At 48.8% G+C, this 13,179-nt stretch carries 12 protein-coding genes; 3 read left to right on the top strand and 9 right to left on the bottom strand.

Annotated features, from left to right (window positions below; all coding sequences use genetic code 11):
• Window positions 1-367: 367 nt before the first annotated feature.
• Both dacB and ACTHR2_RS08575 read right to left on the bottom strand, forming a co-directional pair.
• Complete coding sequence (gene dacB / locus ACTHR2_RS08580) at window positions 368-1,780, bottom strand: D-alanyl-D-alanine carboxypeptidase/D-alanyl-D-alanine endopeptidase (RefSeq protein ID WP_263338319.1); 1,413 nt, start codon at window positions 1,778-1,780, stop codon at window positions 368-370.
• A 70-nt stretch (window positions 1,781-1,850) separates the two neighbouring features.
• A complete protein-coding gene (locus tag ACTHR2_RS08575) occupies window positions 1,851-3,278 on the bottom strand; it encodes an MFS transporter (RefSeq protein ID WP_263338322.1) in 1,428 nt (475 codons plus the stop codon).
• A gap of 136 nt (window positions 3,279-3,414) precedes the next feature.
• Here ACTHR2_RS08575 and ACTHR2_RS08570 point away from each other — a divergent pair, with 136 nt between their 5' ends.
• From ACTHR2_RS08570 to ACTHR2_RS08560, 3 genes are all read left to right on the top strand, one after another.
• Complete coding sequence (locus tag ACTHR2_RS08570; protein ID WP_070829674.1) at window positions 3,415-3,981, top strand: NADPH-dependent FMN reductase; 567 nt, start codon at window positions 3,415-3,417, stop codon at window positions 3,979-3,981.
• Window positions 3,982-4,126: 145 nt separating this feature from the next.
• Window positions 4,127-4,804: a response regulator gene (locus ACTHR2_RS08565; protein WP_263338326.1), complete on the top strand. Its 678-nt coding sequence runs from the start codon at window positions 4,127-4,129 to the stop codon at window positions 4,802-4,804.
• A 29-nt stretch (window positions 4,805-4,833) separates the two neighbouring features.
• Window positions 4,834-6,135, top strand: coding sequence for a sensor histidine kinase (locus ACTHR2_RS08560; protein WP_440375617.1), 1,302 nt, complete (start codon window positions 4,834-4,836; stop codon window positions 6,133-6,135).
• Between the two features lie 129 nt (window positions 6,136-6,264).
• Here ACTHR2_RS08560 and aroB read toward each other — a convergent pair whose 3' ends face one another.
• From aroB to pilM, 7 genes are all read right to left on the bottom strand, one after another.
• Window positions 6,265-7,344, bottom strand: coding sequence for a 3-dehydroquinate synthase (aroB, locus tag ACTHR2_RS08555; RefSeq protein ID WP_263338333.1), 1,080 nt, complete (start codon window positions 7,342-7,344; stop codon window positions 6,265-6,267).
• A gap of 22 nt (window positions 7,345-7,366) precedes the next feature.
• A complete protein-coding gene (locus ACTHR2_RS08550; protein WP_283255491.1) occupies window positions 7,367-7,879 on the bottom strand; it encodes a shikimate kinase in 513 nt (170 codons plus the stop codon).
• Between the two features lie 132 nt (window positions 7,880-8,011).
• Window positions 8,012-10,144 carry a type IV pilus secretin PilQ gene (gene pilQ, locus ACTHR2_RS08545; RefSeq protein ID WP_128580216.1) on the bottom strand — a complete coding sequence of 711 codons (2,133 nt, stop codon included), beginning with the start codon at window positions 10,142-10,144 and terminating at the stop codon, window positions 8,012-8,014.
• Window positions 10,145-10,164: 20 nt separating this feature from the next.
• The gene (locus tag ACTHR2_RS08540; protein WP_049344277.1) at window positions 10,165-10,707 is read right to left on the bottom strand and encodes a pilus assembly protein PilP; all 543 of its coding nucleotides are present in this window, start codon (window positions 10,705-10,707) and stop codon (window positions 10,165-10,167) included.
• A 15-nt stretch (window positions 10,708-10,722) separates the two neighbouring features.
• Window positions 10,723-11,394 carry a type 4a pilus biogenesis protein PilO gene (locus ACTHR2_RS08535; protein WP_263338349.1) on the bottom strand — a complete coding sequence of 224 codons (672 nt, stop codon included), beginning with the start codon at window positions 11,392-11,394 and terminating at the stop codon, window positions 10,723-10,725.
• Entirely contained in the window at window positions 11,394-12,017 is a 624-nt protein-coding gene (locus ACTHR2_RS08530; RefSeq protein WP_063068256.1) for a PilN domain-containing protein, read from the bottom strand. The genes ACTHR2_RS08535 and ACTHR2_RS08530 overlap by 1 nt, the downstream gene beginning before the upstream one ends.
• Window positions 12,018-12,021: 4 nt before the next feature.
• Window positions 12,022-13,113 carry a type IV pilus assembly protein PilM gene (gene pilM / locus ACTHR2_RS08525; RefSeq protein WP_263338354.1) on the bottom strand — a complete coding sequence of 364 codons (1,092 nt, stop codon included), beginning with the start codon at window positions 13,111-13,113 and terminating at the stop codon, window positions 12,022-12,024.
• Window positions 13,114-13,179: the final 66 nt, after the last annotated feature.

The following is a 13,179-nucleotide window of genomic DNA, read 5'->3' as shown; positions in this document are numbered from 1 at the left end:
CGGTGGTAGCTCAGTTGGTTAGAGTACCGGCCTGTCACGCCGGGGGTCGCGGGTTCGAGCCCCGTCCGCCGCGCCATCAAGTTAAAAATAAGAAATACCGGTTTTTACCGGTATTTTTTTCGTCTGTATCCTATGCCTTTTTGTAAAGAGCCTGATTATTTAGACAAGAGAAGCCGGAAATAAACTTAAAACATACGTCTTAAATACCGAAGATAAAACCATCTATCTCAAGCGGATTTACACCAAACGCTTATTCATCAAATTTCTAAATCGTCTATTCAAAATAGACATAAATACTTACCTCCCCCTCTTACACAAAGGCCGTCTGAAAACGTCAATACATTTTCAGACGGCCTTTTTTAGCTTATCAAGCCTGATACCTAATCATGCAGGAGGCCTTAGCATCAATCCAATGTTCGCCACCAGGCTGAACAATTTTAGACACCAGCTTATCCAAGTCGCGTAAATAATCGGTTGACTTTTGGCTGTTGATAATGACGACAACCACCAACGGCTTTTCGCCCAACCAATACCCTGCCAGCGCGCGGACATCTTTAAGCGTACCGGTTTTGAGGCGCAGGTTTTCACCTGGCTGCTTCAAGCGTGTTTTAAGCGTGCCGTCTTTACCGGCAATCGGCAGCGTACTGATAAACTCGTTTTTAAACGGGCTGAAGTAGGCTTTTTCCAACATTTGCGCCATCATTCGCACATTAAGCCGTTCTACGCGGGACAGGCCTGAGCCGTTTTCCAACACCAGCCCTTCCGTATTGATACCGGCAACCGCCAGCTCGCTTTTTACGATAGATGCGGCCTTAGTCTGCGCCAGCTTGTAATCAGACATATTTCCGGCAAATTTAAGGAAAACCGAACGGGCAATCAGATTATTGGAATGCTTGTTCATATCAGTGAGGATATCGGCAAGCGGTTTGGATTGATGACTTGCCAAAATATGCGCGTCATGAGGCGCGACACCTGTTGTCAGGCCGTCTGAAACCGTACCGTCTTGTTGACGCCATTGGTTCACAAAACTTTTGCCGACAAATTCTTTCATGCTGTACATATTCAGATACAGTTCTTTGCCCAAGCAGCTTTCCGGCAGCTTGCCCGATACGGTCAGCGTATTGTTTTTATAGGAAGTCTTCATGTGGTTTTTTAAAACACTGCACTTCCCTTCTTTATTCTCAAGCGTCAATTTGTTTTGAATGTTCAGATTCGGCAGCGGCGGATTGGTACGGATGACCAAGCTTCCGTCTTCTTCTTTTTCAGCACGCAGTTCAACGGTTTTATACGCCAACATATTGGGATCGGGCGGCGTCATAAAGCTTTCGGCAGAATCGGAAGCAAAATCATCCGGATTCTTCACATCGCCCCACAGGCTGCGGTCGAGTATCAGATGTCCGTCAATATGGCGTATGCCCTTATCGCGCATCTGTTGCTGCATTTGCACCAGATCATGCTGGTCAAACACAGGATCGCCGCTCCCCACCCAATACACATTACCTTTCAACGTATCTCCTTTGATTGGGCCGTTGGTTTTAAACTCAGTTTTCCAACGATAATCGCCGCCCAACATACGAAACGCGGTAAACGCCGTTACCAGCTTCATGGTCGAAGCAGGATTACGCAATTCATCGGCACGGTGTTCGGCAATCACTTTGCCGCTGTTCAATTCCTGCACATAAACGGAAATTTCATTTTCAGGAATACGCCCGAAATCCAAAGCCCATGACGGGCAAACCGCCATCATCAGGCCGATTGATAAAATACTTTTTAACTTCATTGTGTTACAAAAATCTTATAAATTCTTACGAGATACTTAGACCGTCTGAACGTTTCAGACGGCCTTTTATTTATTTCTGATGCGCTTTCAAACGCAAAGCAAACATGACAACCACAACACCGACAACCAAAGCGCAACCCATCGCCAAATGGATACCGTCCAACATTGCCTGTTGCGGCATATCTGCACTGGAAAATTTCTCGCCGATATTGGTTGCACCGACGAAAAACGCCGCGCCGATGGCACCGGCAATCGGATTAATGGTGGTCAGAATCGCCGCACCGTGCGGATTGAGCGTTTTCGGCAACGCGTTCAGACCATGGGTTTCGCCGGTTACACAAGCAGACACGGAAAGCGCCAACAGCGTAAACATCGCCGTCAACATCACTACCTGCGTATCAATCCGCAAAAACAGCCACAATACCGCCAGCGACACCACCAGCATCACTGTTGCCGGCAAAACGACGAAGCGGCCGCCCTTTTTGTCCAACAACTTACCGAACAAAGGCGCGGCAACCGCTTGGGCAATACTGGCAGGCATCAGAATCAGACCGGTTGCCGTACCGGTCAGCATCAACACTTGCTGCGTGTACATCGGCACCATCAGTTCCAAGCCCAAGAACAGGAATACCGCACCGGCTAAAATCACAACGCAATATCTGAACTGTTTGTATTCAAACGCACGAAGGTTCAACAACGGCGTAGCCAAACGGAACTGACGGTGCGCAAACCAACCCACCAGTACGACGGAAGCAGCAAAGAGCAGGATAAATTCCAGTAGCGGCATATGGGCAAAATTACTGCTCGCATAAACTAGCCCGCCGAAGCCCGCAATCGACAGCACAGCCGACAACATATCGATTTTCGGACGGCTGATGTTGCTCAAATTGACCGTCAAATATTTGCCCACCAGCACCATCGCCGCCAACATAAACGGCGCGGTAAAACCGAACAGCACGCGCCAATGCGTATGGTCGATGATGATGCCTGACAGCGTCGGCCCCATTGCAGGCGCGGCGGTAAACATCATGGTAATCACACCCATCGCCGTTCCGCGCCTGTTGGGAGGGAAAATCGACAACACGCCGTTAAACAGAAGCGGGACAAAAAACGCGGCAGACACTGCCTGCACCATCCGACCGACCACCAATACGCCAAACGTCGGTGCAAACGCGCAAATCAGCGATCCTGCTAAAAACGTTGCCTGCGTAAACAGCACCATTTTGCGCGTTTCAAACCATTGAATCACGCCTGCCGTAATCGGCGTAAATGCACCCATGACCAGCAAAAAGCCCGTCGTCAGCCATTGAACCGTGGTCTTATCGACACCAAAATCTTTCATAATCGGCGTGAGTGCGACATTCAGCAGCGTATCGTTGAGATAGCCGAAAAATGCGCCGATGAATAAGGTGGCGACAATGGTTTTAGCTGGAAAGTCGGGATTGTCGGCATAGTATTCGTGTGCCGTTGCGTCCTCTTGCGAATCAGAAGCGTGCATAATAATTTGAAATATCAGCGAAACCGTTATTTTAGCATAAACCATTTTGACAGGCCGTCTGAAACCTTGACCGCTTCCACAGATAACACTAAAATTTAGAATTGTTTTCATTTTTATTATTAAACAGGAGAAAAACATGTCAAAGAAAGTCAGCATCTTGGTCGGCAGTCTGCGTAAAGGCTCGTTTGCACGAAAAATCGCACAAAACGTCATTCCCATGTTCCCCGAAGGCTACGAAGCGCAAATCGTCGAAATCGGCCATTTGCCTTTATACAACTTCGACTACGACGATCCTGCCGTTACCGACTTCCCCACTCCATCCAGCTATACCGAGTTCCGTGAAACCATCAAAGCCTCTGCCGGCGTATTGTTCGTGACTTCCGAAAACAACCGTACCGTCCCCGCCTGCCTGAAAAACGCCATCGACATTGGCTCCAAACCCAATGCCGATGTTGCCTGGAAAAAAACACCTGCCGGCATCATCAGCCATTCCGTCGGCAAAATGGGCGGTTATAGCGCGCAAAAAAATCTGCGCCTTGCCCTTTCGTATTTCGATATGCCGCTGACCGGCCAACCGGAAGTGTTTCTCGGCAACTCGCCTACCCTTTTTGACGACAACGGCCAGCTCATCGAATCCGCGCGCGGCTTTGTTCAAGGCTATATCGACCAATTGGTTGCCTTGATTGAGAAAAACCCTAAATAATCGGGATTGAAGTATACAGGCCGTCTGAAATACGAATTTCAGACGGCCTCATCTTTTGCAAAAAATCAGTTTTTCAACCCTTCCTAAATTTTTACTAATTGAGTGCGGTTATAATCACTATCCACCCATCCTCCGGAGAACTTCCATGCGCGTATTATTGGTTGAAGACGATGCCATGATTGCCCAAGCCATCAGTGCCAACCTGAAAGACACCGGCTACGCTGTCGATTGGGTCAATCGCGGTTCGGAAGTTGCCGCAGCAGTGGCGGCGCAAGCATACGATTTGCTGCTCTTGGATTTGGGTTTGCCCGGCAAAGACGGTTTGGACGTATTGGCGCAAATCCGCAACGGCGGCTGTACCGTCCCCGTCTTAATCGTAACCGCGCGCGACGATTTGCACAGCCGCCTCAACGGCCTAGACGGCGGCGCAGACGACTACATCGTCAAACCCTTCGACATGGCGGAACTGCAAGCCCGTATGCGCGCCGTATTGCGCCGACACGGCGGACAGGCGCAAACGCTGCTGAGCAACGGCATCATCACGCTCAACCCTTCCACCCATCAGGCGGAAGTGGTCGGGCAGGAACAGGCCATCATGCTCAGCAACAAAGAATTTGCCGTCCTCCAAGCCCTGCTGCTGCGTCCGGGCATGATTCTGTCACGCAGCGATTTGGAAGACAAAATTTACGGCTGGGGTGAAGAAGTCGAAAGCAACGCCGTTGACTTCCTGATTCACGCCTTACGCAAAAAACTCGGCAAAGAAGCGATTCAAAACGTCCGCGGGGTCGGCTGGCTGGTTGCACAAAACAACCAGGCCGTCTGAAAAACCACAACAATATCAACACACAAATCATGCAACGCCTTATCCACACCATCAAACAATCCCTGCAAGTTAAGATCAGCCTCGCCCTGATCTGCATGCTCCTGCCCCTCTCCATTCTTGCAGGCATATTTTCATATTACGATACTTATCACGAGACCCAAGAGGTTCAAGACGACCTGTTGCGCCAAGTCGCGAACTATCTCGACCCGAGCGATGCCGATGACGAGAATCACTCGCTCGACAACGACAACAAGATTTCCGTTCAATTTCCCAATACGCCCAACCCCATTGTCAGCCTTTCAGACGGCCTGCACACCATTCAGGCCGATGACGACGACGATTACTACCGCGTTTATACCCGCAACACCAAGCAAGGCCGCATCGCCGTCATGCAGGAAAGCGACTACCGCGAAGAGCTGGCCGAAATGGCCGCCGTGCAGAGCATCCTCCCCATGCTCCTCGCCCTGCCCCTGATTATCCTGCTCACCGTCTGGATTACCCACCGCACCATGCGTTCCGTCAAAACCCTGTCCAACGATTTGGAACAGCGCCAAATCAACGACCTCTCGCCGATGGACACGCAAAACATTCCCAGCGAAATCCAAGGCTTTGTCGTCGCCATCAACAACCTGTTGCAGCGTACCGACGAAAACGTCCGCCAACAGCAACGCTTTATCGCCGATGCCGCACACGAATTGCGCAGCCCCATGACCGCCCTCTCCCTTCAGGCAGAGCGGCTCAACAATATGCAGCTGTCCGCCGAAGCGCGCGAGCAGTCCTCCCTGTTGCAACAAAGTATACAGCGCAACCGCCACCTGCTCGAGCAACTCCTTTCCCTCGCACGCGCCCAAGCGCCCGAAACTCAACGCCCCAAAACCCTGATCAGCCTGCAAAACCAGTTCCGCCGCGTCTTGCAGGAACTCATGCCGCTGGCGCTGGCCAAAGGTCAAGACATCGGCGTCGCCGTTGAAAACGACTGCCAAATCCACGCCGACGACACTGAAATCTACACCCTTATCAAAACCTTTACCGACAACGCCATCCGCTATACCCCAAAAGGCGGCCGCATCGATTTAGGCTTTGATGAAACCGCCGAATACCTCAACATTTGGGTGGAAGACGACGGCCCCGGCATTCCTCCAAGTGAACGCCAACGCGTTATCGACCCCTTCTACCGCATTCTCGGCACCGAGCAACAAGGCACCGGCCTGGGGCTGTCCATTGCAGACACCATTGTCAAACGCCATCAAGGCCGTCTGAAACTGGCTGGCAGCCGACGCTTTGACAGCGGCTTGCTGATTATTGCCGAGTTGGATAAAAAGACACTTTAAATAATTGACCCGCTCAAATTGGTTTATCTATCTTTAAGCCGATGAATCAAAACGCTTTAAAACCAAAGGCCGTCTGAAAATGACTTTCAGACGGCCTTTTTACATTTTAAAGCAAACCTCATTCATTCCTCACAAATACGGCTGCAAGGTTTGGCGGAGAATTTCCATATCGGTAATTTCGGTGATATTGGCTTTGCCCAAGTATTCCAAGCCGACAAAACGCATGATGCTGCTGCTGACTTTTTTGTCGTGGCTCATGTGTTCAATCCATTTTTCAAAGGAGAAAACAGGCGGTGCAGACGGGAGGGAGGCGGCTTCCATTAAAGCGGTAATGCGGTCGGTATCGGCTTGTTGGGTTTTGCCCAAGATTTGCGACAAACGGGAAGCGAGGACGCAACCGGCGGCAACGGCTTCACCGTGCAGCCATACGCCGTAACCCATTTCGGCTTCGATGGCATGGCCGAAAGTGTGGCCGAGATTAAGCCATGCTCGGATGCCCTGCTCGGTTTCGTCTTGGGCAACAATATCGGCCTTCATTTTGCAGCAATGATAAACGGCTTCTGCCATTTTTTCTTGGTGTTGCGCCATCAGGTCGACCATGTTTTCTTCCAACCAAGCAAAAAATTCGGCATCTCCCAAGGCACCGTATTTGATGACTTCGGCCATACCCGCAGAAAGTTCGCGCTGCGGCAGCGTTTGCAGGGCGGTCAAATCGGCCAGAACGGCTTGCGGCTGGTAGAACGCGCCAATCATGTTTTTACCGAGCGGATGGTTGATGGCGGTTTTACCGCCGACCGAGGAATCGACCTGGCTGAGCAATGTGGTCGGCACTTGGATAAAAGGTGCGCCACGCTGATAAGTTGCTGCAGCAAAGCCGACCATGTCGCCTATCACGCCGCCACCCAAAGCGATTAAAGTGGTTTTGCGTTCGGCACGGTTTTGCATCAGGCCATCGTAAATCAGGTTGAGCGTCTGCCAGTTCTTATATTCTTCGCCGTCGGGAAGGATGATGCTGAAATGCGGCACGCCCAGTCTGTCTAAGGCCGTCTGAAGCTGTTTGAGGTAAAGCGGCGCAACGGTTTCGTTGGTAATGATGGCTGCTTTTTTGCCTAAATAGGGCTGAAGCAGCGTATCGGCCTGCTCGATCAGTTTATGCCCAATAAAGATGGGATATTGATGGGACGGGGCTTGGACAGTCAGTGTGCGCATAGTATTCCTTTGCAAAGCGTATTTATTCGCCTAAAGCCTGTATCAGGCGTTTGAGCGTTTTGTGACAGCTGTCGGATTCAATGACGAGATGGGCGGTTTGACGGTACAGCGTATCGCGTTGGTCATACAGCTCTTGCAGTTTGGCCAAAGGGTTGGCAACTTGCAACAGCGGCCGGTTGCTGTCGTAACGGGTACGCTCCAGCAAGGTTTCGGGGCTGGCATGCAGATATACAACCGTGCCGTTTTGGCGCAGAATCTGCCTGTTTTCACTGCGCAATACGGAGCCGCCACCGGTCGATAAAACGATGTTGCGCCGAGAAGCGAGCTTTTTCAGCATATTGGTCTCGCGGTTGCGGAAGCCTTCCTCCCCTTCCATCTCAAAAATGGTCGGAATGGTTACGCCCGAAGAAGTGCAGATTTCGTAGTCGCTGTCGTAAAACGAGCATTCAAACATTTGGGCAAGCTGCTTGCCCAAAGTGGTTTTGCCCGCGCCCATCAGCCCGATTAAAATTAAATTGCCGTTGATTTTTTCCATGAGGGTCATTTTATACGATATGGCGGTTTCGTGGAAAAGTTCGTCGTTTTTCAGACGGCCTTTTCATCTCAGGCCGTCTGAAAACCAAAACAGGCATACCTTTGCAGATATGCCTGTTTGTCATTTTAAAAATTAGTAACGCAGATTGTTACCCACATTATCCATAATGCGCGGCGTGATGAAGATCAACAGCTCACGGCGGTTTTCACGTTTGCCGCGTGATTTGAACAGATTGCCGACAACAGGAATATCGCCCAAAACAGGTACTTTGTTCACTGCATTGGTGCTTTCTTCTTCGTAAATACCGCCGACAATCAGCGTACCGCCATCTTCAACCATGGCTTGGGTATTCAAGTGTTTGGTGTTGATACACTTGGTTGTCAGAGAATCCACGGTACAGTCGATCGGAGTATCGCGATTAATCTTCACAGTCATGATGATTTGACCGTCAGGCGTAATGTTCGGCGTTACGGTCAAGCCCAAAACGGCTTTCTTGAAGGTAATCGAAGTCGCACCACTGGAAGAAGCTTCTTGGTAAGGAATTTCCGTACCGGATTCAATTTTGGCTTCTTTGCGGTCTTGTGTCAGCACGCGCGGATTGGAAATAGTTTTGCTCTTACCTTGTTCTTCAGACGCGCTGATTTCCAAACCCAATGCACCGGACGAGAACGCACGCACCAGCGCAATGCTGTTGACTGCGGCTGCGGTCGGCAGACTGACGTTCGGATCCAAAGTCCATGTGCGGTAGCCTACATCGCCACGGTTAAACGAGGCATTGGTATTGTAGTTGGTTTGTGCATTGCTCCAGTTGCTGCCCCATGCGTTACGGCCGCTCGCACCACCGGAACCGAATTTAACGCCCAAATTACGGAAGAAGGTATCTTCTGCTTCGACAATGCGCGCTTCAACCATCACTTGACGGGTTGGAACGTCCAATTCATCAATCAGTTTGCGGAATTTCTCAATCACACCGCGGTTGTCGGTCACGATCAGCGTATTGGTAGCCGGATCGATTAAGGCGCTGCCTCGGTTGCTCAACAGAGTATTGCGGGTATTGGAATTATTGCTGTCGTATTCTTCCAAGCGCAGAATTTTGCGGAATTCTTCCACGTTTTTGTATTTCAACTGGAAGGTTTGAGAATACAGCGGACCCAGTTCGGCAATCTCTTTTTCAGCCTGCAAGAAGGCTTTATCTTTTGCCAACAATTCATCGCGAGGTGCGATATTGATGATGTTGCCTTGACGGCGCATATCCAAATTGCGCGCCTGCATAACCAAGTCTAAAGCCTGATCCCAAGGTACATCTTTCAAGGACAGGGTCATGGTGCCTTTGACGGTATCGCTGGCAACAATATTCACACCGGATTCTTTTGCCAAAATCTGCAAGATGGTACGAACTTCTACATCTTGGAAATCCAAAGAAATTTTACGGCCTTTGAACGATTTGTTTGCATTTTGATTCAAACCGCCGGATTCGGTATTGGCGGCTTTAGGCGATACTTCAAATACAAAACGGCCGGAAGAGGCTTTGGTATTGATGTCCCAATTCGCATTATTGTTGCGGATAATGAGCTGGGTAGAATTACCGATACGTTTGAGCGTAACGTTTTGTACAGGCGTATTGAAGTCAGCCACATCCAAACTGCGTTGCGCTTGTGTCGGCAGCGTATGGTTTTTCAATGTCACAACCACGCGGTCGCGCTGCTGTTTAATGTCCGGCTGTCCGCTGAAACCCGGGGCAGACAATTCAATAATGCCGGAATTGCGTGCGCCTTTGCGGAAATCAATATTGGCTGCTGAAACAGCTTGATAAGTCTGAGCAGCACGCGCAGTAGACGGCGTAGCCACACGTTCATTTGCAACGGCCGCATTGGTTTGGTCAGTAGATTCGTTTACAAACACCCAAACTTCGTTGCCGCGAATCTCAGTATTGTATTGGCTGATTTTGTTCAAACCCAAAACCACGCGTGCGCGGTCATTGTTTTGCGCCGCAGTAATTTGATTCAACAATGGGTCGGCATATTCCAAAACAGGCTGAGGCAAACGGATATTAGTGTTGGTAAAATCCAATGCGATACGTGCCGGAGTAGATGTTACAAAACCATGAGGTGTAGTGACGTCTTTGTCGAAACGGATTTTGATAATTTTTTGGTTGTCAGGCAAAGTGGAAACGTTGATATCGGTAATATTGCCTGCAAAGGCCGTCTGAACAGCGAGGGCAACGCTGAAGCCGGCAAATAATTTTGTCATGTGCTTGGTTTTCATAATTGAGTGAGACCCCTAAATTAATTTGAATTCGAACTATCTGAGCTATTGGAAGAATCCGCCTCTTTACTGCTCAATGGCAATTCGGCCTTCCGGTACACCCAGTTGCCGTAGCTGTCTTCAACTTGCTCGGTCAAGATAATTTTATCTTCGGTAATACTTTGGATTCTGCCGTAATTCTGACCGATGTAGTTTCCGGGATAAACGGTATAAACATGGTCGTTGACCTTGATAAATCCGGAAACTTTGCCGCCACTTTGCAGCGTTCCGACAAAGGCCATATTTTCCAAACTGAAGGCTTCCAATGTTTCTTTCGGACGGTTCACATCCGGCGCATTGCCGCCTTTAGGGGCAGTGTCCAAACGGCGTGAATCAAACGCATTCATGCCTTTAAAGTTCGGCGGGTTATACGGCTTAGGCAATGTAACCGTCGGCTCTTCAAACGGAATAATCTTGGATTTTGCTTCCTGACGGGTTTGCGTCATCCATTGAGTCAAATCTTCATAGCTTTGCGTACAGGCTGCCAAGGGAAGAAGACTTAAGAGTAAGATGATTTTTTTCATGATTTCCCTATTCTTTTATTTTTGCTCATTCTCGGCAGGTTTGCCTTCTTCTTGTGCCTGTTGCGCAGCCAATTCGGCAGCAATCTCTTCGGCCGGACGTGCTTTATAAGTCGTCGCAATCGCGCTCAATGTCAATTCGCCTTTATTGCCTTTGCCTTCTTTATCCTCGCTTGCGTTCACGAGTTTCAAAGAATCTAAAGTAATAATGCGCGACAAATCGCCTACATCACGGGTAAATTGGCTGATCTGAGAGTATTTGCCTGTGATGGAAATCTGATACGGCAGTTTTTGAATCGGACCATCGTTTTCAGGTTGGAGCGGTGCAACACTGTCCAAACGCAATCCGTTGGTTGAACCTGCCTGATGCAGCTCTTGAATCAGGTTCGGAATTTCCGCGTCGGTTGGAAGTTGTTTCAACAAAACGTCAAATGCAGAACGAATTGAAGCCAATTCAGCTTTCAAATTGTTCAAGCTTGCCGCCTGAATGCTTTTACGCGTAAAGGTTTCCTTCAACTCTTCTTCTTTGGCTTCCTGCGTATTCAAGGTTTCAATCTGATCTTTAAATACGCCGACATAGCCCAAAGCCAACATACCGACAATCAATAAACCTGCCAGCAAAAGTTTTGAAGGCATATTGAGCAGGTACAGGTTTTGTACGTCCAATTGTTTTAAGTTTTTAGATGCCATTATTGAGCCTCCGGAGCAGGTTCGGCCACAGGTTCGGCCATTTCACCGCTGCTTTGGGCAGTCGGTGCAGGAGCCGGTGTATTTACTTGGTTGATTGAAGATTTCAAAGTAAATTCTTGGTAGTTATCTACTTTTTTAATACTCAACAATTCAGGCTGCAAGAAAATACCTGTACTCGGCAGGGAGCGCATCATAACGGCAATTTTATTGTCGCTGATGGCATGACCGCTGATTTTATAGCTGGTCGGGCTTTCGGCTTCCAACGCGGTCAAATAAGTATTATCGGGCGTAAGCGTATTCAAAGAATCAAGGATATAGGCCGCTTGATAGCGTTTTTCCTGCAACTCTTCAACTTTCAGCTTTTTAGCCAAGAAGGCTTCTTTTTCTTGCTGAAGTTTATCGATTTCGCCCAATTCTCTATCAAGTCTGTCGATTTCGGTTTGCAGGAAGTTGTTGCGGCCTTCTTGATTGCGGATGGCGCTGTCAATACCGAGATAAGTAGCGGCCGCCAAGCCTAAACCCACTGCAAAAGCACCAAGCATCAATATTTTGAATTGCTGCTGCTTGCGCTGTTTAATCTCTTCCCGATACGGGAGAAGGTTGATTCTGGTTAATTCGATCATGTTCTCAAAGTCCCCTTAATGCCAATCCGAACGCCAAAGTCAGTGACGGCGCATCAATTTGAAACTGCGGCAATTCTACTTTTGCACTGCGTTCCACATATGAAATCGGATGCAGATATTCTGTTGCCGTATTGGTTTGCGAGAAAATGCTTTCTGCCAAACCTGCCTGCTGCGCAGTAAAGCCGGTCAACAGAATGTGTTTGATATTGTGAAAAGAATCAGTAGCCTGCGTGGTATAGTAAAATTGCAAAACACGCTGAACTTCTTGCGCAACCTGCACATTAAAACGGTCAGCAATCTGAGACTGGTAGTCGGAAGGCTTGTTTTGGGAAGCCATCATTTGTGCGGCTTTTTCTTCCGTTACCTGATAAGTACGCTGAATCAGCTGATTGAGCTGCTCTGTGCTGACCGGAGTTTCTTGTTTATAGAGAATGCGGCCGTTTTGCAGAATCAGTGCATACATTTGCGTCGCATGAATGCCGAACACGGCAACTTTTTCCTCTGCCATTTCGGGAGCATGCGTATTCATCCAATGAACAAAGGCATTGCGTTGCGCCAGCAAGTCCAAATCCAAAGCGGATAAAGGCAAGCCCGCATTCTCAAACATTTCAATGCGCGGCTCGACATCATCTTTTTTGGCAGCAACAGCTAAAACATGCTGGCCTGAACCGACTTCTTCGGCTTGAAAGTCGTAGTTCATTTCTTCAATAGGCGCAAATTGGCCGACTTCCGCTTCGACAAACTCTTCCAAGTCCAGATCGGTATCACGCGGGTTGTAAATAATTTGCTCGACTGTTGCCAAATTTTGTGGTACAGCCGCAACAATATTTTTGCAAGAACTGCGTAATTGTGTGTAAGTATGTTGGATGTAAGTAGCAAGCTGATCGTAGTCTTGAATTTTGTTGCCTTTGACAATATTTTTAGGCAATTTGGTAATAACGTATTTTTCCAGCTGAATTTGGTTTAAACTACGGCCTGTCAGTTGTACCATCTTAATGGCATGTTGGCTGATGTCGACGCCGATAGCAGAGCGGTTGTTCAATCCGCTAGAAGCCTTGCCTGTTTTGGTATCTTTCGTGCTTTTAAATAAGCGCATGATTTGACTTCCCTGTATCATTTAGGAGTGAGTAACTGTTTCGTTATCCGTAAAGGACTTCTTATT

Source organism: Neisseria sp. P0006.S004, from assembly GCF_051963015.1.
Taxonomy (GTDB): Bacteria; Pseudomonadota; Gammaproteobacteria; order Burkholderiales; family Neisseriaceae; genus Neisseria.
This window is presented reverse-complemented; position numbering and strand designations above follow the sequence as displayed.